The organism is Sphingopyxis sp. EU05-FHT14B03 (genome assembly GCF_058790875.1).
Genome location: NZ_JBYTDC010000001.1, coordinates 911,088 through 931,991, shown reverse-complemented (window position 1 = coordinate 931,991; position 20,904 = coordinate 911,088). Strand labels below are relative to the sequence as shown.

Here is a 20,904-nt window from a genome sequence, read left to right as displayed (position 1 = left end):
TTTCCGCGTCAAAGCAGATCGAGACTGCCGAGCGCCAGCGCCTGCCGCGCCGGGCGCTCGGCCATCACCGCGAACATTTCGTCGCCGCGCGTCGTGCGCTCGACGCTCATCGACGCGAAGACCGCCATGAAATAACCGCTGAGCGCGCCGAGACGATAGTCGGTCCATAGCGCACCCGCGTCGGGATCGACGCCTTCGGCTTTCAACGCCGCGATCCAATGGTCGAACGCCGGGCGGTCGGCGGCGGCACGCTCGAACGGGTCGGCGATGCTGGTGCCGACGAGGTAGGCGAGGTCGGTGGCGCCGCTGCCGCGCCCCAGCGTCTGCCAGTCGACGAGCCAGCAGGCGTTCCCGTCCGGACTGAAAAGGATGTTGTCGATCCGGAGGTCGCCATGGGCGAGGCTGCGCGCCGCGGGTTCGCGGGACAAATAGGCGTCGAGCCGGTCGACGATCCCCGCACCGAGATCGAGCACCTCGGGCGCCAGGCGTTCGGCATAGCGTTCGCGAAAGCCGAGATAGAGCTGCGGAAACATCGCGCGAACCAGGCCGCTATTGTCGCGCGCGAGCCAGGACATGTCGGCGAGGCTTGGATCGTTCCACAGATGGGCGTGGAGCTTCGCCACCGCATCGATGCAGGGCACCAGCCCCGCGAGGTCGCGGCCGGCGAGCTGGTCGCCCTGCGCTGCGGGGGCGAGGTCGGAGAGGAGCAGGACGAATTCGACCTCGTCATCCTCGATCGCGTGGAAATAGCAGGCGGGCGCCGGCACGCCGCTGGTCGCGGCGAGGTCGCGGTACCAACTCACCTCCTTGATATAGGTGCCGGTCAGCTTGGCGATGTTGCGGCTCGCCTCGTCATGGCTCGGGCATTTGGCGATGATCGTTGCCGGCGCGTCGACCCCGTCGGCCCAGTCGAGCGTCAGGCGAAAGCTGTCGCACATCTGCCCGGTGCCGACCTTGCTCGCGGTAAAGCCGCGCAGCGCGCCCGGGGTCTGCCCCAATTGCTCCGCGATCCATGCGGGCGACATCGCCTCCGGCGAAGTCGGGAAGCTCATGCGGCGGGGTCCATCAGGCCGGAGAGGCCGGTCGGGGCGTGCGGGCCGACAAAGAGCTGTTCGAGGACACCGACCCCGCGATGCGCGGTGCTGCCGTCGACGAGTTCGGCGGTGACGAGCGCCTGGATATGCATCGCGAGCGGATTGCCCCAGCCGCGCTCGCCCTCCGCCATGCTGTCGTGCGCGACCGATGGGTCGGGGCCATGGTCGAACCCATGACCCCAGACGGGATGGGTGTAGCCGAGGCCGCTCATCGCGAAGACCGGGCCGGTCGGCGACAGCGTCAGCGACCGCCCGCCGCCGAGCTCGGTGCGCTGCGCGGCGACGCGGCGGCTGCCCGGCTGCCAGTCGAGCGCGAAGGCGGCGGCGTCGAAATGGGTCTCGCCGCCATGGTCGCCGACGATCACCGCGCGGCGGTTCCATGGGTTGCCTTCGCCATCGTCATTGCTGTGGAAGAAGAGCGAGGCATGGTCAAAATTGCACGGCGTCCACAGCCAGAAGAACTGGTTGAAATTGCCCTGCGGCGGCGGTTGCGGTTCGCTCGCGCCGACCGGGCGGATGCCCCAGCTGCGGTCGCGGGTGCCGGTCCAGCCGTCGCCCACGGTCACGCGTTGGCCGCCCACCGACAGCCAGCCCGACCAGCGGCCGTTCTGCGTCATGCGCGTATAGTCCATGAACAGACGGGTGCCGTTGCGGCGGATGAAACGCGGTTCCTCGATCGGGAAATGGCGGCCGGTGAAGGTCATTTCGGCGCCGAGCGGGCCGTCGTTCGGTGCGATGCTCAGCGTGACACGTTCGAGCGGCGCGTCGATCAAAATTGCGATCGGTCCGACCGAAAGATCGAGCCGCTCGCCCGACGACCGCCGGCTGGCGCGGAGGTTGTGCTGGACGCCGTCGACGACGACGCAAAAGGCGGCGTCGACGATGCCGAGCTGCGGATAGAAACCCATGGCGGCGGCGAAAAAGACCGATCCGTCGGGGCTGTAGCCGTTGAAGAAATAGCGGTCGTAGAAATTGCGGTCGGTGCCCGCGAAGGCCACCGGCTCGCATGTCTGGTGCAGCGGAAAATCATCGCCTTTGGTCAGCATGTTTCATCCTCATCCCGTTTTTTGTTGCAACCTATCGCGGCGCCTGCGGGATGGGAAGGGGCTGGTTTGGGTCTTAAGGACACAAAGGACACGGGCGGACGCGTCCGAACTGTCTCCTTTGTCGCTTTAGGCCGGTAATATGGGCCGGGCTTGAAACCTGCATTCGACGAGGCAAGCGACATGGCCATCCCGAAGAATAGATCATGGCGATGTTTTTTAGGAAAGCGGTTTTTGCGGCATCGGGCGATGGCGGGTTTCGGGCGGGAAGCGGACATGAAATCCTCCCTGTGGCGAAGCCATGGGGAGGGGGACCGCGCCCGAAGGGCGTGGTGGAGGGACCGAAAGCTTGCGCGACGCCTGACGGCGTCGGCCCCTCCGTCAGCGGCTTCGCCGCTGCCACCTCCCCATCGCTGCGCGACAGGGAGGATTTAAGCAACGTCCGCTTCCCACCCAAAATCGACAGTCGGGGTCGCTCTTCAATGCACCGGGGGATCGACCGGCGGCACAGCGCCGACGGGGGCGACCGGTTCGGCCGGGTCGCGCGGTGGCAGGGCGTCGGGCGGGACGTCGTCGATCTGCATGTCGGGGGTGGGTATTTTTTCGAGGTTGCGCACGCGCACGCCGATGGTCCCGTCCGCGATGGTCAGCTCGTTGAAGCTCGGCGGGGTCGAGCGGATGCGCTGCGACAGGGTGCCGGCGCCGATCATGCGGATCGGGCCGTCGGGGGTCTCGCGCACCAGGTCGAAGGCGTCGTGGACATGGCCGGTGAGCACCGCCGCGACGCCGCGCGAGGCGAGCGCACGGAGCGCGGTCTCGCCGCCGCGGGTCAGCGCGCGGCCGCGGGTGCCCGCCTCGACCAGCGGATGGTGCGCGGTGACGAATACCCGCGCGCTGCGGGGCAGCGCGTCGATCGCCGCCATCGTCTTGTCGAGCGCGCTGCGCGTCACCCAGCCCTTCGACCAGTCGAGCCGCCATTGCGCGCGCGCGGTGGTCTTGAGCGGCACGACCGCGACGCCCGCGAGGTCGAGTTCGCGCTCGACCAGCCGTTCGATGCGCCGGATTCGGGCATAGGGCCAGAAGAAGCGCGCGAGGGGATTGAAATAGGGCAGGTCGTGATTGCCGACTTCGACGGTCACCGGCACGTCGAGCCGTTCGATCCAGTCGCAGGCGGCGGCGAATTCGCGGGACCGTGCGCGCATCGTCAGATCGCCGGTGACCAGCACCGCATCGGGCCGTTCCGATTTCACGCAATCGGCGAACCAAGCGAGCGCCGCGCGATCCTCGAGCCCGAAATGCAGGTCGCTGATGTGGAACAGGCGCGTCATGCGGTGGTGAGGAAATCGACCGCGCTCATCCCGAGCGTGAAGCGCGCAGGGGAGGGTATTTCGCTGAGCTCACCGTCATATTCGAGGCTGATCGGAGCTGCGCTTTCGAGCAGGATCGTCTCGGCGGTCGCGATCGGCTCGCTGGGGCCGTCGCGGAAATCGCCGCCGAGCCAGGCGAGTCCGTGACGCAGCACGTCGCCGGTGCCCTCGGTCAAGATGCCGTCGGCGGCGATGCCGTTTTCGGTCGGGGTCAGAATGACGGCCGGATAGGTCTTGGTGTGCCCCACGACGCCGACCCCGGGGGCGTTAAGCATCGTGTCGAGCGCTTCGGGCGCGGCGCGGCTGGCCTCGATCACGCCGTCCTGCCGCATCGTTTCGCGCACCGTGGCCCAGCGCGTCGCGGGTCCCGCGACGACGGTAATGAAAGCTTGCTTGGTCGCCGAGCGGATGATCGGGATCGGTCGCCGCCGCCCTTTCCCGCCGAGCGCGTCGGTCAGGATGTCGGGTGCGGGGCGGTCGCCGTGCAATTGCTTCGAGAGCAGGTTCAGCGTGCCGCCGGGTAGCGGCAGGATCGCGCCGCGCCATCCCTCGACCTGCGCCGCGGCGGCGTTGATCGTGCCGTCGCCGGTCCACACGAGCAGCAGGTCGATATCCTGCGCGCGCAGCATCTGCGCATCGGGCAGCGAAGCATCGGGCAGCGCGAAGGTCGCGGCGAGCGGCGCGCCGGCGGCGCGGCAGGCCTCTTCGATCGCGGCGCGCATTGTTTCGTCGTGGCTGCCGCTCCGGGTGTTGCAGACGAGGGCGGGGCGGGTGAAGGCTGTGGTCATCGGCCATCCTACGCACGAACGCGCAAAAGGTCGCGGCGGTGTTGGGCGCTTGTTCGGCGACGCCCGCCCTTGTAGGGCGCGGGACGGCCCGACGTGCGGCTTGGTGGAGAGCGGGCCTATGTCGGGTGAGCCAGTCAAGGGACAGCGGCGTTTGATCAAGATCCTGATAGTGGTGGGCCTGTTGATCCTGCTGTTCGGCGGCGGGACCAAATTGATCGTTGGGGGCGGCGCCAAGTCGCTCAACCTCGGCGACCGGCTGCTCGGCGACGGTGACGGCGCGACCTTGCAGGTCGCGGGCCAGCCCTATGGCAGCGGTGAGCGCAACAAGCTCAACATCTGGGTGCCGACGGGAACGAAGAAGAGCGACCGGCTGCCGGTGATCGTCTGGCTCTATGGCGGCGGCTGGTACAGCGGCCAGCGCGACGATTATGGCTTTGCCGGGCGGGCGTTCGCGAAGCAGGGCTTCATCGTCGTCATTCCCGATTACCGGATCGTGCCGGAGGGGCATTGGCCCGACTTCTTGCAGGACAGTGCGGCGGCGGTGGCGTGGACCGAGAAGCATATCGGCGATTATGGCGGCGACGCCGGCCGGATCGCGCTGTCGGGGCATTCGGCGGGGGCGTATAACGCGGTGATGATCGCGCTCGACCCGCAATGGATGAAGGCGGCGGGCAGCGACGCGTCGCATATTCGCGGCGTCGCGGCGCTCGCCGGACCCTATGATTTCCTCCCCTTCGAGAAGGGCGGTCGCGCCGATGTCGCGATGGGCGATATTCGCCCGGTCGCGCGAACCCAGCCGATCGCCTTCGCGCGCGCCGGTGCGCCGCCGCTGTGGCTCGGCCATGGCACCGCCGATACCGTCGTGCGCGTGCGCAACAGCCAGCACCTCGCGGCGGCGATGGAGAAGGTGGGCGGATCGGTGCAATTGCGGACCTATGACGGGCTGAGCCACAATGATCTCGTCATGGCGCTGACCGGGCCGCTGTCGTACAAGGGACCGATCCTGGCCGAGGCGACCGATTTCCTGCGCGGCGCGACCGCGAAGCGGGTGACGGCGGCGCAATGACCATCAAGATTCCGGCGATCGTGATGGCGGGCAGCCGGCCCGGCCCCGACCCGCTGCTCAGCGGCACGGGGGTGTCGACCAAGGCATTGCTGCCGATCGCGGGGCAGGCGATGCTGGTGCATGTCGTGCGGGCGCTGCGCGCGTCGCCGCTGGTCGGGCCGATCACCATCCTGGCGCAGAACAGCGCCGAACTCGCCGCCGAGCCGGGGCTGGCGGGGCTCGCCGACCTGCATTTTTCGGATTCGGGGCAGGGGATCAGCAGCTCGCTCGCCGCGGCGCTGCCACCGGGCGACGATCCGCTGCTGGTGACGACCGCCGACAATGTGTTGCTGACGCCCGCGATGATCGCCGAGTTCCTCGATGGCGCCGAAGGCAGCGACGTCGCGGTGGCGATGGTCGAGCGCGCGGTGCTGCTCGCGCGCTATCCCGAATCGAAGCGGACCTGGCTCAAGTTCCGCGGCGGCTGGTGGTCGGGGGCGAACATGTTCCGGCTGCGCGGGCGGCGGGTTTTGCCGCTGCTCGATTTCTGGGGCCGGATCGAGCGCGACCGCAAAAAGGGGTTGAAGATCATTGCGGCGTTTGGGCCGTGGTTGCTGATCGGCGCGCTGCTGCGGCTGTTCACGATCCAGCAGGGGGTGGCGCGTGCGGGGCTGCGCTTCGGGCTGAAGGCGACGGTGGTGCCGATGAGCGACCCCGAGGCGTGCATCGATGCCGACAAGCCGGTCGATATCGAGCTGATCGAGGCGATCATGGCGGGGCGAGTGTAAACGACCTGACGTTCCAACATCTCGTCATTGCGAGCGAAGCGAAGCAATCCAGGGCGGTTTACGCGGACTCTGGATTGCCGCGTCGCTTCGCTCCTCGCCATGACGAAGGGCGAGTTTCAGGCCTCGGCCAACGCCTTGTCCACCGCCGCAATCGCGATCGCCAGTTCCTCCGTATAAGGAATCGTCGCGTCGATATCGACAATCTGCGCGCCATTGAACGTCAGCAGCGGCACCGTTTCGACCTTGCGCGTGATCAGCGCGCGGTCGTGGTCGGGCTTGCGCAGCATCACCGTGTCGACATCGACGTGCAGGCGGACGACGAGGGTCGGCTTGTAGGCCGCCATCTCGGCATAAAGCGCGCGCTCCTCCGCCTGCATCGTGGCGAGGCGCGGCGTGGTCGCGCGGCCGGCGAGGATCGGGCCGTCGTGGAGGCCGGGGACTTCAAGCTGCGGATAGCGGTCGGTGACGATCACCTTGCCCGCGCGGCGCTGGTCGAGCAGCGCGTCGAATTTGGCGCGGCGTTTCTTCGACTTGTTCAGCGCATAGCGCGCGGCGAGATATCCGGGGATCGGCTCGCCGGGTTCGCGCAAGCGATCGGCGATGCCGTCGAGGAAGCGGTGCAGCGGCGGGCCGATGATCGGCCAGCGCCCGATGCGGCGGCCCTGCTCGCCCGAGCCTAGCCCGAGATAGCCCGACTCCGCCGCGCGGGTCTTTTGGATATGCGCGAGCAGGTCCGCCGACAGGGTCGACTTGCCCGACCCGTCGCTGCCGACGACTGCGATCAGGGGAGCGAGATCGCTCCCCATAAGATCAGCTCAGTTCCTTGAAGAAACCGATCATCTTGAGCCCGCCGATGATGAAGCGGACGACGACGAGCGCGGCATAGGCATAGACCCAGGTCCACTGCTGCGGCGTCAGCACGTCGAAGTTGAAGTCGAGGCGCGCGAACCAGGTCAGAAAGACGGTCGTCGCGAGCAGGAACAGCTTATTCTGTTCGCGCCAGATCATCCGCTTCCACCAGAAGGGATATTTGGGTTTCACCCAGCCGTGGAGGCGCGGGAGGAGGGCGGGGACGTCCTTCGCCCATTCGGCATGCGCCGCGCCGAACTTCTCACGCAGATATTCTTCTTCGTAGATCGAGATGCGCTCGTAGATCAGGATGCCAAGCAGGAAGACGATCGCGCCGAACACCCAGCTGCCCGACAGCATCGCGATGCCGGTAAAGTTCAGGATGCGGCCGACATAAAGCGGGTTGCGGACCAGGCTGTAAGGGCCGGTGGTGTTGAGTTCGCTCGCTTCGGCGGCGACCTTGGCGCGGCCCGAGGTGCCGAGCGCGGCCCAGCCGCTGGTGAAGATGCGGACGATCGCGCCGGCGCTCGCGATACCGAGCGACAGCCAGAACCACGCGCAGTCGCCGAAGGCGGTCTGGAACGGACCCCAATCCTTGCTGCACCAGGCGATCAGCACCGAGATGGCGATGGTGATGTAGATATAGGTGCCGCGAATGAAGAAGAGGCGCTTGCCGCTGCGGGCGAGTTCTTGCTGGTACATTTGGATCCGCCTGTTGGCCGCACACGCGCGGCGTCAGAATAAGGTGGCACCCCTCTAGCGATTTTTGCGGCTAAAATAAGACCGAATATTTCAGACGAGGCGCAGCTTGCGCGCCGTCTTGCCGAGCGAGGCGCGGTCGGCGTGGGGAAGGGCGAAGCGCAGCGACAGCCAGATCGCTGCGACCGCGAGCAGCACGATCAGCGGCAGCGCGATCGCGTCGGGCAGGCGCCCGGCGAGCCAAGCGGCGGCGCCCGCGACGAGGGTGATCGCGATGCCGCGCAGCGCGACGCCGGCGAACTGGTGGTCGAACGGATGGAGCTTTTCGTTGATCGCGAGCTGGAGCATCGGGATGCCGCCCATCACGACGAGGCCGATCGACATGGCGAGCGTCACGCCGGTCAGCGCATCCATATGCCCGACGATCAGCCAGCCCGCGCCGACGGCGACGATCACCCCGACGATGGCCGCGGTGAGTTGGTGGCGGAACGCCGCGACGACCTGGAGCACCGGCAGCGAGATGCCGAGCACCGCCTCGGCGGCGCGCGCGAAGAGCAGGATGACCAGCGCGGCCTGCGCGACCTTTGCCTCATGCCCGAACAGGCTGAGCAGGGGCGCGCTGCCCGCGGCGAGGATGGCGGCGAGCGGGAGCGCGATCGCCATGATCAGCCGCGTCGCATAGGCATAGATGTCGGTCACCTGCGCGCGGTCCTCGCGCTCGGCGCTGGCTGCCAGCGGCGCCATCACATAGACGAAGGCGATGCGGACGAGCTGGACGACGCTCGAGAGCTTGCGCGCGATGGTGAACAGCGCGGCGGCCGCGGCGCCCGCCGCGCCGGGCAGGATCAGGTTGAGCACCAGCGCCGGGGCGTCGCCGAACAGCCGCGCGATGACGTTCGACGGCAGGATCGACAGCCCGGCCCAGAAGGTGTTTTTCGCGGTCTCGCCGCCGCGTCCGCCGTGGAGCAATTCGCCGAAGTTGTAATAGCGCCGCAGCAGGCGGACGCAGAGGATCGCGGTGATGCCAAGCGAGCAGAGATGCGCGATGAACAGGCCTTTCAGGCCGAGGCCGCCGGCGAAGAAGGCGCTCGCGAACACCAGTCGCATGATCTGTTCCCACACGATGCGGAGGCGGATCTCGGCGCCGAACACCATGCGTGCGCGCATCGCGCTGGTCGCGATCTCGACGAACGCCCAGAGCGGCAGCGCCCAGATGAAGAGCTGGATCGCGGGCACGACGAGCGGCCGGTCCTTCGCCGCGACGTTGAGGAAGGGTGCGAGGTCGGCGGCGAAGACGGCGATCAGTGCCGCGACGATCAGGCACGGCCCGACCCCGAACAGCATCGCGGTGCGCAGCGCCGCGGCGGCATCGGCATCGCTCGCCGATTGCGGCACGGTGCGCTGCATCGCGCTGGTCATGCCGAGGTCGAAGAGATTTTCGAGCAGGTTGATCGTCGCCCACAGCACGGCATAGAGGCCGTAACCCGCGAGCCCGAACATCAGCACATAAAGCGGCTGCGCGACGATCTCGACCACCGCGCCGAGGCGCGCGAGCACGGTGGTGCCGAGCCCCTTCGCGACGCTGCGGCTGGTAACGGCGGGGGCGGGCGTGTCGTCGCTCATCGTGGCGCCAGTAGCCGCTCGCGCGCGGCCCCGCCAGCGGGTTTCGCTTTTGCGTCCGTCACCCCTTGTCGTCGCGATTAATCGGGTCTAGTCCGACCCCGACTGCATCAGGGGAGCCAGCGACATGGCCGAATTTCGCCTTCCGAAGAACAGCCGCATCCAGAAGGGCGGCCAGACCCACAAAGCCGAAGGCGCGGCCAAAGTCCGGAAATTCAAGGTCTATCGCTACGACCCCGACAAGGGCGAGAACCCGCATTTCGACAATTTCGAGATCGATCTCGACAAGTGCGGCCCGATGGTGCTCGACGCGCTGATCAAGATGAAGAGCGAGCAGGACTCGACGCTGACCTTCCGCCGCTCGTGCCGCGAAGGCATTTGCGGCAGCTGTTCGATGAACATGAATGGCAAGAACGGCCTCGCCTGCACCACCGCGATCGAGGATCTGAAGGGCGATATCAAGATCACCCCGCTGCCGCATATGGAAGTGATCAAGGACCTCGTCCCCGATTTCACCCATTTCTATTCGCAATATAATTCGATCGAGCCCTGGCTGAAGACCAAGACGACGACGCCGAGCGGCAAGGAGCGGCTGCAGTCGCCCGCCGAACGCGAGAAGCTCGACGGGCTGTACGAATGCATCCTGTGCGCCTGCTGCTCGACAAGCTGCCCGAGCTATTGGTGGAACAGCGACAAGTTCCTCGGCCCCGCGATCCTGCTCCAGGCGTATCGCTGGCTCGCCGACAGCCGTGACGAAATGACCGGCGAACGCCTCGACGAACTGGAAGATCCCTTCCGCCTCTATCGCTGCCACACGATCATGAACTGCTCGAACGCCTGCCCCAAGGGGTTGAGCCCGGCACGCGCGATCGCCGAGATCAAGAAGCTCGAGGCCGAGCGGCAGGTGTGAACGACGGGATAGAGGAACCTCGCCGCTATAGCTTTAGCGCCGAGGACGAGGGCGATGGCTGGCTGAGCTGGAACCTCAAGGACGCGAGCCGCTTCAACAGCTTCATCGAACCGCTATCGGTGCGTGTCGAGCCGAACACGCCCGACGGCCGCCCGCAGGCGCGGGTGCGGATGATCCCGGAGCGCAAGCACAGCAACCTCGGCGACAATGTCCATGGTGCGGTCACGCTCGCGCTCGTCGATATCGCGCTGTTCGCGGCATCGCACCAGTTCGGATCGCTCAACGCCGGCCATTCGGTAACCCTCGACCTGTCGACGCAGTTCGTCGGCGCCGGCCGGCTCGGCGAGCCGCTCGACGCCGTGGTCGAACTGGTGCGCGAAACCGGGCGGCTGATCTTCCTGCGCGGACTCGTGGTCCAGGGCGAGGGCGACAGTCACATCGTGCTGACCTTTGCGGGGACGATCCGCAAGGCGAGCAAATGACGACGGGCGTGCTCGCGGCCTATGATGCGCTGGTCGCGGGCGGCGAGTTGCGGCCCGACCCCGAGCAGCGCGCCGGGGCCGAACGGCTCGACCGCCTGCAAAAGGAACTCGAGGCGGTGCCGCCGCGCGGCAGCTTGCTCTGGCGGTTGACCGGCCGCAAGCCCGAGGCGCCGCGCGGTGTATATCTGTGGGGCGCGGTCGGGCGCGGCAAGTCGATGCTGATGGACCTGTTCTACGACCAGCTGACCATCCAGCGTAAGCGGCGCGTCCATTTTCACGCCTTCATGATCGATGTTCACGCGCGAATGCGCGAGGTGCGCAAAAGCGAGGCGGGCGATCCGATCCCGCTCGTCGCCGACGCGCTCTGCGAGGACGTCCGCTGCCTCGCCTTCGACGAGATGGTGGTGAACAACAGCGCCGATGCGATGATCCTCTCGCGGCTGTTCACCGCCTTGATCGACCGCGGGGTGACGGTGGTCGCGACTTCGAACCGGCCGCCGACCGATCTCTACAAGGACGGGCTCAACCGTGAGCATTTCCTGCCCTTCATCGCGCTGGTCGAGGCGAAGCTCGACGTGATGGGGCTGAACGGCCCGACCGATTATCGCCGTGACCGGCTTGGCGACGGGGCGCGCTGGTTCGTGCCCGCCGACGATGCCGCGAGCGCGGCGCTGTCGGCGGCCTTTTTTCGCCTGACCGACTATCCGCCCGAGGATCGCGCGCATGTGCCGACGCTCGACCTCGACCTCGGCGGCGGGCGCATCCTCCATGTCCCCAAGGCGCTGAAGGGGGTCGCGGTCTTTTCGTTCAAGCGCCTGTGCAGCGAAGCACGCGGCGCGTCCGACTATCTGGCGGTCGCGCGGCATTTCCACACCGTCATCATCGTCGGCATCCCGCGCATGGGACCCGAGAATCGCAACGAGGCGGCGCGCTTCGTGACGCTTGTCGACGCGCTCTACGAATATAAGGTCAAGCTGCTCGCGAGTGCGGCGGCGATGCCCGATGCGCTCTATGTCGCGGGCGACGGGGCGTTCGAGTTCGAACGCACCGCGAGCCGGTTGTCGGAAATGCAGTCCGACGACTATCTGGCCTTAGGCCACGGCCAGGAAGACGCCGCCTAGCACCTTGCCCCAGCGCGAGGAGTTGACCGTCACCGCGATCAGGTCGCGGACATAGCGGACCTCGTGGACGACATGGCCGACGCCCTGTTCGATGATACGGCGCAGGGTGCGCAGCGGCTTGGGCGCGGCGATGCCGATCCGCGCCGGGCGCGAGGGCGGGGCGGGCAATGTCGCGAAACCCCCGCTGGTGACGCGGGGATCCTCGGCGACGGCGCGGCACAGCGCCTCCATTCGCGCGATGGCGAGTCCGTTGGGCACCGCGCGGTCGCGGCTCAGAAGTTCAAAGCTGTGGCTGAAGGCCGAGAACTGGATGGCGCCGCTTGCCGCGCTATGACCCAGGGCATCGCGCATCTCTTCTTCGGACATCGCGCAGAGTTGGGCGGGACGGAAACGGCCCACGCGGTCCATCAACCCGCTGACCGGGACTTCGCATATGCCTTCATGCGCGCGGACCGCGAGGTTGCCCGGGTCTAGCGAAATGGCGCAGCCATGATCGCGATACGCCCCGTTGAAGCTGCTGTCGAAACGGAAACCGAGCGACGCGAGGGCGCGCAGCGTGTCGTCGTTGGCGCCAAAATTGCCGGCACGAAAGGCGGTGGGTTTGGGCGCGCCGGCGCCGACGAGAATGTCGCGGGCCAGGCCGATCAGCTTTTTCTGCGCGCCGAGGGGAAAGTCGCCGATGTTGCGTCCGGTGAGCCGCCCGATGGGGTTGAAGCGCGCGAATTCGAGCCATTCGGTGTGGATGTGAAGCTGAACCTCGTGCCCGCGCGCGACGATCGGCTGGACGATCCTGTCGATGATTTCGGGCCCATAGACGAGCGCCGGCATCGGATCGACGAAATAGACCCCGGTCAGGCCATGGCGTTCGAGCATGTCCATCTGGAAGTGGATGCCATAATCGCCGTCGCGGCAACGGCCGAGGATCGAGCTTTCGAAATTTGCACGCGCATCGGCGCCCCGTTGATAGAGGCCCGCCGACAATTCGGTGTCGAAGCTGATGATAGCCCGCGTCATCCCCGCGAGCCTAACAGGCAGGGGGATAAGGGAGGGTTAATCGGGGGTTGCGGCGGACCTCAGAAGCGCAGCGTCACATCGACCCCGGCGCTCTTGGTATCGGCCCAGGGGAAGATGTGGATGTTGTCGTTCGCCTTGGTGGTGATCAGATGCCCGGTCGCGGTGCCGATCGCGGCGCCGACGAGGACGTCGCCGACGCGGTGCTTCCTGGCCTCGACGCGGCTGAGGCCGACGAAGGACGCGACCAGATAGGCGGGCAGGCCGGCTTCCCAGCCGTAGCGGTTGTGCAGCGTCGCCGCGGCGGCGAAGCTCGTCGAGGTGTGGCCCGAGGGGAAGCTCTTGTTGTCGCTGCCGTCGGGGCGGCGCGACGGAAAGGCCTCCTTCAACCCTTGGGTGATCAGGATCGTGCCGCCGATGCTGCCACCCGCTTCCAGCACGCCCTCCCAGTCGCCCTGCACCGCCGGGACGCCAAAGGCCGCGACGACGAGCGCATTCTTGGCGACGGTCCCGGCATCGTCCCAGCCCTTTTCGCTGGCGTGGGCGGGCGCCGCGCATGCCAGCGCGATCGCGGCGCCGGCGGTGGTCAGTCCAGATCGTATCATGTCGCTCGCCTCGTGCCGTTATGGCACCGATGCATAGCGCAGAATTGGCCGCGGCCAAAATTGCGGCTCCGGTACGCCGCTTTTGGCGGATTGGTCCAATTGGTGCGCCGGGAAGGCGGTTAGGTTCTCGCCGGGCCGGCTTGTATCGGGGTGACGAAAAGGGGGAATTCCGATACAAGCCGCCGACCGGGGGGTTGGAAGGCGAACTGCCATGTACCGACGCGCGATCCGCCGCAAAAACCGCGTTCTGCCCGCTACCGGCGCGCCGCAACAGGCGCCGGCGCGACGCGCGCGCTCGCCGCTTGCTTCGCTTATGGGGGTACCGTCGCACGCACCGCTGACGATCGGCGCTGCGAACGACCCCGCCGAACAACAGGCCGATGCCGCCGCCGATCATGTGATGCGCGCGGCGACGCCAGCGCGCGGCGAGGCGTCGGCGCCGGTCGTGCGGCGCGAGGCCAGCGGCGGCTCGGCCACGGGGTCGGCGCCCGCGACCCCTGCGGCGCAATCGGCGATCGCCTCGCTCGGGTCGGGGGCGCCGCTCCCGGCATCGGAGCGGGCGTTTTTCGAGCCGCGCTTCGGTGCCGACCTGTCGGGCGTGCGCGTCCATGACGGGGCCGCCGCCGACATCGCATCGCAATCGATCCAGGCGCGCGCCTTCACGCTGGGCAGCGACGTCGCCTTTGCCCGCGGCGAATATCGGCCGGGGACCGGCGATGGGCGGCGGCTGATGGCGCACGAACTGGCGCATGTCCTGCAGGGGGGCGGCGAGGCGCGCCGCGTCGTGCGCCGCGTCACCGCCGATCAATGCGCGTCGGACTGCACGATGGAAGATGGCATCGCGACCAAGACCGGCAAATATACGCTGACGATCATGGCGGACAAGGAGGGGCCGTTCCTGCTGATCCCCTTCACCTCCAACGTCGGGCACGCCTGGTTGCGGCTGCAGGACGACACCGGCAATTACTGGACCTATGGGTTCTGGCCGCAGACCGGTTTCGATGCCAGCCAGCCCTTTGCCGACGTCGAAGGCTGCGTTCATCATCCCGACACCGCGCACGACGACCATATCACCGCGTCGCAAAGCTATGAGCTCACCGCGGCGCAATTCGCCGCGGCGAAAAGCTACGCCTCGGGGATATGCGCGGCCAAGCCGAAATATAATCTGTTCCAGTTCAACTGCACCGAATTCGTCCGCAAGACGCTCGACGCCGCGGGGCAGGGATCGTGGGGCGGCTTTGGGCTGATCTGGGAAAGCCCCAACGGGCTCGATGCCTGGATGCGTCTCCATGCGCTGGAAATCGGGACGAGCGCCACCGCCGCGACCACGGCGCCGAAGGCGGCGGGCGCCGGCTCGTTCGGGTTCGAACTATCCTATCGCCATCAATTTTATTCGATGCTGGGGCATAAATTGCGGCTCTATGGCGTCGGCCAGACCGAATTGGGCGGGCCGATCAAGATCGCCGGGGCCGGGGTCGGGGTGTCGCTCGATCCCCAGCGCGTCTGGCTGCCGTCGCTCTATGCCGAGGGCATGGGGACATTCGGCGACATGAACCCCGGCGCGGATAAATTCGGCGCGGGCCTGTCGGCGGGTTATGGGCTGAACTATCGCATCGACGCCTTGGGCTCGATCGGCGTCGAGCATAATTTCCTCAAGGATTTCGTCAACGACGACCCCGCACTGGGTCGGCTGATGATCAAAGCCAAGATCAATCTGTGGTAGCCTTGGCGCGGGCGATCGATGCCGGAGGCCGGTGCAAATGGGCCTCTATCACTATTGCGAACTATTAGCAATTAATCTTTGATTTTCATGCTTTTCGCGGTTGTTTCCTTAAGGGAATCGGCGTAGGGCGGCGCCGTCTAGGGACCGGCGCGGCGATTTGGCCCGTGTGCCAGCCGGTTTTGTGCTTCATTGCCGGGCTTGCCACGAAGGGAGTGCCGCGCGCCATGGGACGCAAGAAAATCGCTTTGATCGGAGCCGGAAATATCGGCGGAACGCTGGCGTTGCTGGCGGCGCAGAAGGAACTCGGTGACGTCGTCCTGTTCGACGTCGTCGAAGGCGTGCCGCAGGGCAAGGCACTCGACCTGTCGCAGGTCGGCCCGATCGCGGGCTTTGACGCGAAGATCACCGGCACGAACGACTATGCCGACATCGCCGGCGCCGACGTCATCATCGTCACCGCCGGTGTTGCCCGCAAGCCGGGCATGAGCCGCGACGACCTGCTCGGCATCAACCTGAAGGTCATGAAGGCCGTCGGCGAAGGCATCAAGGCCAACGCCCCCGACGCGTTTGTCATCTGCATCACCAACCCGCTCGACGCGATGGTGTGGGCGCTGCGCGAATTTTCGGGTCTGCCGCACAACAAGGTCGTCGGCATGGCCGGCGTGCTCGATTCGGCGCGGTTCAGCCACTTCATCGCCGACGAGTTCGATGTGTCGGTGAAGGATGTGAACACCTTCGTCCTCGGCGGCCATGGCGACACGATGGTTCCCGTCGTCCGCTATTCGACGATCAACGGCATCCCGGTTCCCGACCTCGTCAAGATGGGCCTGTCGAGCCAGGACAAGATCGACGCGATCGTCAAGCGCACCCGCGGCGGCGGCGGCGAAATCGTCGCGCTGCTCGGCACCGGTTCGGCCTTCTATGCCCCGGCCGCGAGCGGCATCGCGATGGCCGAAGCCTATCTGGGCGACCAGAAGCGCATCCTGCCTTCGGCCGCTTATGTCGATGGCCAGTACGGCCTCGACGGCCTGTATGTCGGCGTGCCGGTGCAGATCGGTGCCGGCGGCGTCGAGAAGATCATCGAGATCGAACTCGATGCCGACGACAAGGCCGGGCTGCAGGTCTCGGTCGATGCGGTCAAGGAACTGCTCGACGCGTGCAAGAATCTGGATCCGTCGCTGGCGTGATGCTGCGTCTCTGTCTTCTTGCGGTGATGTTGTCCGGGTCTGGTGCTTCGGCACTGGCCCAGGATGTATCGACGCGTGGCAGGGACGAAATATCGCAAAGCCGGATTTCGCCTGAGAGGCCGGACCTGGTCCGGCCTCCTCCGATCATCCTGCCTCCGACGGTTTCGCCGAAGTCCGACCTGCGCCCGATTGCGGAGCAGCTTGGTGCGCCTGCGTCTCCTGCCGATTTCGTCGAAGATGCGCGGCGGTGTATGGCTGTCGTCAGCCCGGACAACAGCGTTCACTCGTATATTCTGGCGGAGAGTGGCTGGTCCTATACCCTGCCGCGCCAGAAGTCGAATGAGCTCGGTAGCTATGAATTCATCCAGTTCTCTAAGGATGATCGGAGCATCGCGCTGCTGGACTTTGGCTCGCGCGTTATGTGCCGCGTGGTTGGTCGTGTGGAAGAGTTGAGCCAATTGGGCGAGGTTCGCAGGGCGCTTATCGACGGGCTTGCCGCAGCGTCGATTGGCGAATTGCCGAAATTCGAGCAGCTGGCAGCGAATATCCGGCGCAACGCCCCCGAAGTCGATCTTTCCAATATCCTCGTTGCGGGCAACCACATGCTGGAGCTTGCGGCGACCGAAAAGAGCGTCACTCTTCGATCGGGCGAGGCTGACACGCAGTTCCGCGTCGTCATGGTGTCTTCCGTACCTTTACCAAAAGAATTCCAATCACATGCGCCAACCGGCGCGACCAATTAGGAGTCGTTCATGTCCATTCTCATCGACAAAAACACCAAGGTCATCACGCAAGGCATGACCGGTGCCACGGGGACGTTCCACACCGAACAGGCGCTCGCTTACGGCACCCAGATGGTCGGCGGCGTGACGCCGGGCAAGGGCGGCACGACGCACATCGGCCTGCCCAACTTCAACACTGTCGAGGAAGCCAAGGCCGCGACCGGCGCGACCGCGAGCTGCATTTATGTTCCGCCGCCGTTCGCCGCCGACTCGATCCTCGAGGCGATTGACGCAGAGATGGAACTGATCGTCTGCATCACCGAGGGCATTCCGGTGCTCGACATGGTCAAGGTGAAGCGCGCGCTGTCGGGTTCGAAGTCGCGGCTGATCGGCCCCAACTGCCCTGGCGTGCTGACGCCGGGCGAATGCAAGATCGGCATCATGCCGGGCAGCATCTTTTCCAAGGGCAGCGTCGGCGTCGTGTCGCGTTCGGGCACGCTGACCTATGAAGCGGTGTTCCAGACCACCAACGCCGGCCTTGGCCAGACGACCGCTGTCGGCATCGGCGGCGATCCGGTCAACGGCACCAACTTCATCGACGTCCTCGAACTCTTCCTCGCCGACGAAGCGACCAAGTCGATCATCATGATCGGCGAAATCGGCGGCGACGCCGAGGAGCAGGCGGCGCAGTTCCTGATCGACGAAGCCAAGCGCGGCCGCAAAAAGGCGATGGCCGGCTTTATCGCGGGCCGCACCGCGCCTCCGGGCCGCCGCATGGGCCACGCCGGTGCGATCGTGTCGGGCGGCAAGGGCGACGCCGAAAGCAAGATCGCGGCGATGGAAGCCGCGGGCATCACCGTGTCGGCGAGCCCGTCCGAACTCGGCACGACGCTCGTCGAAGTGCTGAAAGAACGCGTCTGAGTATCGCGCCCGCCGGAACGAAACGGTTCCGGCGGGCGTCCCCTTCCCAACCCTTCTCCCCGGAGCCATTTCTCGCAAGGGAATGGAAAAGATCATGAACCTCGAACGACAGAGCTTTGACATCGACGAGCCGCAGGCGGGCCCCAGCTGGGCGCCGAAGAACTGGCCGCCGATCGACAGCGACGACCTGACCGCTGCGCTCGATCCGCAGCAGATGCAGGTCGCAGTGAAGGCCGCCGCCGCCAAGGCCGGTGCGCCGCTGTCGAATGCCGAAGTCGAACGCGCGGCGAATGATTCGATCCGCGCGATGATGCTGATCCGCACCTATCGCGTGCGCGGGCATCTCGCCGCGAACCTCGATCCGCTGGGGCTCAGCACGCGCGAGCTGCCCGCCGATCTGACACCCGAATATCATGGTTTCGTCGGCGCCGATCAGGACCGGCCGATCTTCGTCGGCGGTGCGCTCGGCCTTGAAAAAGCGACGATCCGTGAGATCGTGGCGATCTTGCGCGCGAATTATTGCGGCAATGTCGGCCTCGAATATATGCACATCGCCGACATCGAGGAGCGCCAGTTCCTGCAGGAACGGATGGAAGGCGCCGACAAGATCATCGAATTTTCGGTCGAAGGCAAACGCGCCATCCTGAACAAGGTGATCCAGGCCGAGGAATGGGAAAAATTCCTCGCGCGCAAATATGTCGGCACCAAGCGCTTCGGCCTCGACGGCGGCGAATCGATGATTCCGGCGATGGAAGCCATCATCAAATATGGCGGCCAATATGGCGTGAAGGAAATCGTCTACGGTATGGCGCACCGCGGCCGCCTGAACATGCTCGCGAACGTGATGGCCAAGCCGTACAAGGTGATCTTCCACGAATTTTCCGGCGGCAGTGCCAACCCCGACGATGTCGGCGGGTCGGGCGACGTCAAATATCACCTCGGCACCTCGACCGACCGCGAGTTCGGCGGTGCGTCGGTGCATATGTCGCTGGTTCCCAACCCGTCGCATCTCGAAGCCGCCGACCCGGTCGTGCTCGGCAAGGTGCGAGCGCAGCAGGTGGTGCGCGACGACCTTGCCAAGCATGAGCAGGTGCTGCCCGTGCTGATCCACGGCGACGCGGCCTTCGCGGGGCAGGGGATCGTCTGGGAATGCCTCGGCTTCTCGGGCATCCGCGGTTACAACACCGGCGGCTGCATCCACTTCATCGTCAACAACCAGATCGGCTTCACGACCAGCCCGCAATATGCGCGCTCGTCGCCCTATCCGTCGGACGTCGCGAAGGGCGTGATGGCGCCGATCCTGCACGTCAACGGCGACGATCCCGAGGCGGTGACCTTTGCCTGCAAGCTGGCGATCGACTTCCGCCAGCAGTTTAAGCGCGACGTCGTGATCGACATGTGGTGCTATCGCCGTTTCGGCCATAACGAGGGCGACGAGCCTTCGTTCACCCAGCCTTTGATGTATGCCGTCATCCGCCAGCACCCGCCGGTGTCGCAGCTTTGCGCGGCGAAACTCGAAGCCGAGGGCGTGATCGATGCCGGCTGGGCCGACGCCCGCCGCGCCGAATTCGTCGCGCGGCTTGAGGATGATTTCGAATCGGCGAAAAGCTACAAGCCGAACAAGGCCGACTGGTTCGCGGGTCGCTGGTCGGGGCTGCACGCCCCCGCCGATCCCGAAAACGCCCGCCGCAACATCTCGACCGGGGTCAGCGACAAATTGTTCGACTCGATCGGCCGGATCATGACGACGATCCCCGCCGACCTCGACGTCCACAAGACGCTGCGCCGCGTGATTGACGCGCGGGGCGCGATGTTCGCCGACAAGAGCGACAAGGAAGTGTTCGACTGGGCGACCGCCGAGCAGCTCGCGTTCGGGACGCTGCTCAGCGAGGGCTATCAGGTGCGCCTGTCGGGGCAGGATTCGGGGCGCGGCACCTTCAGCCAGCGTCACGCGGTCTGGGTCGACCAGCAGACCGAGAATAAATATGTCCCGCTGACCACCGTGCCGCACGGCCGGTTCGAGGTGCTCGACAGCCCGCTCTCCGAATATGGCGTGCTCGGGTTCGAATATGGCTATGCGATGGCCGATCCGAAGAGCCTCGTGCTCTGGGAAGCGCAGTTCGGCGACTTCGCCAATGGCGCGCAGATCATGATCGACCAGTTCATCGCGTCGGGCGAAGCCAAATGGCTGCGCGCCAACGGCCTCGTGATGCTGTTGCCGCATGGCTATGAAGGGCAGGGTCCCGAACATAGCTCGGCGCGCCTCGAACGCTTTCTGCAGCTGTGCGCGGGCGACAATATCCAGGTGTGCAATATTTCGACCCCGTCGAACTATTTCCACGTCCTGCGCCGCCAGATGCTGCGCCCGTTCCGCAAGCCGCTGATCATCATGACGCCCAAGTCGCTGCTCCGTCACAAGCTGGCGGTGTCGCAGCGCTCGGACTTCATCGGCGACGCGCATTTCCGCCGTATCATGTCGGACCGCACCCCGCCCGCCGATGGCGATGTGAAACGCGTCATCCTCTGTTCGGGCAAGGTCGGTTACGACCTGATCGAAGCGCGCGATGCCGCGGGCCAGACCGATACGACGGTGATCCGCATCGAACAGCTCTACCCCTTCCCGGGTGAACCGCTCGCCGTGCGTTTGAAACGCATGCCGAAGCTCGAGGAAGTGGTGTGGGCGCAGGAAGAGCCGCGCAATAACGGCAGCTGGTCCTTCGTCGAGTCGTTCATCGAGGAAGCGCTGACCAACGCCGGGCACAAGGGCATGCGGCCGCGCTATGCCGGCCGTGCCGCGGCGGCATCGCCCGCCACCGGGCTGATGAGTCGTCACCAGACCGAGCAGTCGGCGCTGGTCGCCGACGCGCTGGGCCTGAGCGTTCGCGCCGAAATCCGCCGCACCAAGAATAAATAAGCGCCCCAAAGGAAA

General features: G+C 66.2%; 19 protein-coding genes. 10 read left to right on the top strand and 9 right to left on the bottom strand.

Annotated elements, in window-relative coordinates; all coding sequences use genetic code 11:
* Window positions 1-8: 8 nt before the first annotated feature.
* The 4 genes from AC3WS4_RS04540 to AC3WS4_RS04525 all read right to left on the bottom strand — a co-directional run bounded on the left by AC3WS4_RS04540 (window position 9) and on the right by AC3WS4_RS04525 (window position 4,292).
* Window positions 9-1,052, bottom strand: coding sequence for a phosphotransferase (locus AC3WS4_RS04540; RefSeq protein WP_492736203.1), 1,044 nt, complete (start codon window positions 1,050-1,052; stop codon window positions 9-11).
* Window positions 1,049-2,140 (bottom strand): Rv3169 family protein, encoded by a 1,092-nt coding sequence (locus tag AC3WS4_RS04535; RefSeq protein WP_492736205.1) that lies wholly within the window; start codon window positions 2,138-2,140, stop codon window positions 1,049-1,051. The genes AC3WS4_RS04540 and AC3WS4_RS04535 overlap by 4 nt, the downstream gene beginning before the upstream one ends.
* A gap of 476 nt (window positions 2,141-2,616) precedes the next feature.
* A complete protein-coding gene (locus AC3WS4_RS04530; protein ID WP_492736207.1) occupies window positions 2,617-3,465 on the bottom strand; it encodes a metallophosphoesterase family protein in 849 nt (282 codons plus the stop codon).
* On the bottom strand, window positions 3,462-4,292 hold the full coding sequence (locus AC3WS4_RS04525; protein ID WP_492736209.1) for a diacylglycerol/lipid kinase family protein: 831 nt from the start codon (window positions 4,290-4,292) through the stop codon (window positions 3,462-3,464). Before AC3WS4_RS04525 ends, AC3WS4_RS04530 begins: the two co-directional genes overlap by 4 nt.
* Before the next feature lie 151 nt (window positions 4,293-4,443).
* On the opposite strand from AC3WS4_RS04525, the gene AC3WS4_RS04520 reads away from it, so the two are divergent.
* Together AC3WS4_RS04520 and AC3WS4_RS04515 are read left to right on the top strand one after the other, a co-directional pair.
* The gene (locus tag AC3WS4_RS04520) at window positions 4,444-5,358 is read left to right on the top strand and encodes an alpha/beta hydrolase (RefSeq protein WP_492736211.1); all 915 of its coding nucleotides are present in this window, start codon (window positions 4,444-4,446) and stop codon (window positions 5,356-5,358) included.
* Window positions 5,355-6,125 carry a nucleotidyltransferase family protein gene (locus AC3WS4_RS04515; protein WP_492736213.1) on the top strand — a complete coding sequence of 257 codons (771 nt, stop codon included), beginning with the start codon at window positions 5,355-5,357 and terminating at the stop codon, window positions 6,123-6,125. The genes AC3WS4_RS04520 and AC3WS4_RS04515 overlap by 4 nt, the downstream gene beginning before the upstream one ends.
* A 116-nt stretch (window positions 6,126-6,241) precedes the next feature.
* Here AC3WS4_RS04515 and AC3WS4_RS04510 read toward each other — a convergent pair whose 3' ends face one another.
* The 3 genes from AC3WS4_RS04510 to AC3WS4_RS04500 all read right to left on the bottom strand — a co-directional run bounded on the left by AC3WS4_RS04510 (window position 6,242) and on the right by AC3WS4_RS04500 (window position 9,296).
* Window positions 6,242-6,931, bottom strand: coding sequence for a nucleoside/nucleotide kinase family protein (locus AC3WS4_RS04510; protein ID WP_492736215.1), 690 nt, complete (start codon window positions 6,929-6,931; stop codon window positions 6,242-6,244).
* Between the two features lie 4 nt (window positions 6,932-6,935).
* Window positions 6,936-7,676, bottom strand: coding sequence for a methyltransferase family protein (locus AC3WS4_RS04505; RefSeq protein WP_492736217.1), 741 nt, complete (start codon window positions 7,674-7,676; stop codon window positions 6,936-6,938).
* 90 nt (window positions 7,677-7,766) lie between these two features.
* Entirely contained in the window at window positions 7,767-9,296 is a 1,530-nt protein-coding gene (locus tag AC3WS4_RS04500; RefSeq protein WP_187141091.1) for a lipopolysaccharide biosynthesis protein, read from the bottom strand.
* A gap of 124 nt (window positions 9,297-9,420) precedes the next feature.
* Here AC3WS4_RS04500 and AC3WS4_RS04495 point away from each other — a divergent pair, with 124 nt between their 5' ends.
* From AC3WS4_RS04495 to zapE, 3 genes are read left to right on the top strand one after another with little or no spacing between them, the layout of a single operon-like run.
* A complete protein-coding gene (locus AC3WS4_RS04495) occupies window positions 9,421-10,203 on the top strand; it encodes a succinate dehydrogenase iron-sulfur subunit (protein WP_492736219.1) in 783 nt (260 codons plus the stop codon).
* Window positions 10,200-10,685, top strand: coding sequence for a PaaI family thioesterase (locus tag AC3WS4_RS04490; protein ID WP_187141090.1), 486 nt, complete (start codon window positions 10,200-10,202; stop codon window positions 10,683-10,685). The genes AC3WS4_RS04495 and AC3WS4_RS04490 overlap by 4 nt, the downstream gene beginning before the upstream one ends.
* Window positions 10,682-11,806 carry a cell division protein ZapE gene (gene zapE / locus AC3WS4_RS04485; protein WP_492736221.1) on the top strand — a complete coding sequence of 375 codons (1,125 nt, stop codon included), beginning with the start codon at window positions 10,682-10,684 and terminating at the stop codon, window positions 11,804-11,806. The genes AC3WS4_RS04490 and zapE overlap by 4 nt, the downstream gene beginning before the upstream one ends.
* Here zapE and AC3WS4_RS04480 read toward each other — a convergent pair.
* Both AC3WS4_RS04480 and AC3WS4_RS04475 read right to left on the bottom strand, forming a co-directional pair.
* A complete protein-coding gene (locus AC3WS4_RS04480) occupies window positions 11,777-12,820 on the bottom strand; it encodes a polysaccharide deacetylase family protein (RefSeq protein ID WP_187141088.1) in 1,044 nt (347 codons plus the stop codon). The genes zapE and AC3WS4_RS04480 overlap by 30 nt on opposite strands.
* A 59-nt stretch (window positions 12,821-12,879) precedes the next feature.
* Complete coding sequence (locus AC3WS4_RS04475) at window positions 12,880-13,422, bottom strand: phosphatase PAP2 family protein (protein ID WP_492736222.1); 543 nt, start codon at window positions 13,420-13,422, stop codon at window positions 12,880-12,882.
* 211 nt (window positions 13,423-13,633) lie between these two features.
* Here AC3WS4_RS04475 and AC3WS4_RS04470 point away from each other — a divergent pair, with 211 nt between their 5' ends.
* The 5 genes from AC3WS4_RS04470 (at window position 13,634) to AC3WS4_RS04450 (ending at window position 20,889) form a co-directional block, all read left to right on the top strand.
* Window positions 13,634-15,145 carry an eCIS core domain-containing protein gene (locus AC3WS4_RS04470; RefSeq protein ID WP_492736223.1) on the top strand — a complete coding sequence of 504 codons (1,512 nt, stop codon included), beginning with the start codon at window positions 13,634-13,636 and terminating at the stop codon, window positions 15,143-15,145.
* A 224-nt stretch (window positions 15,146-15,369) separates the two neighbouring features.
* Window positions 15,370-16,332 carry a malate dehydrogenase gene (mdh, locus tag AC3WS4_RS04465; protein WP_492736224.1) on the top strand — a complete coding sequence of 321 codons (963 nt, stop codon included), beginning with the start codon at window positions 15,370-15,372 and terminating at the stop codon, window positions 16,330-16,332.
* Window positions 16,329-17,075: a hypothetical protein gene (locus tag AC3WS4_RS04460; RefSeq protein WP_492736225.1), complete on the top strand. Its 747-nt coding sequence runs from the start codon at window positions 16,329-16,331 to the stop codon at window positions 17,073-17,075. Before mdh ends, AC3WS4_RS04460 begins: the two co-directional genes overlap by 4 nt.
* A gap of 9 nt (window positions 17,076-17,084) precedes the next feature.
* A complete protein-coding gene (gene sucD / locus AC3WS4_RS04455) occupies window positions 17,085-17,975 on the top strand; it encodes a succinate--CoA ligase subunit alpha (protein ID WP_492736226.1) in 891 nt (296 codons plus the stop codon).
* A gap of 94 nt (window positions 17,976-18,069) precedes the next feature.
* Window positions 18,070-20,889, top strand: coding sequence for a 2-oxoglutarate dehydrogenase E1 component (locus tag AC3WS4_RS04450; RefSeq protein ID WP_492736227.1), 2,820 nt, complete (start codon window positions 18,070-18,072; stop codon window positions 20,887-20,889).
* Window positions 20,890-20,904: the final 15 nt, after the last annotated feature.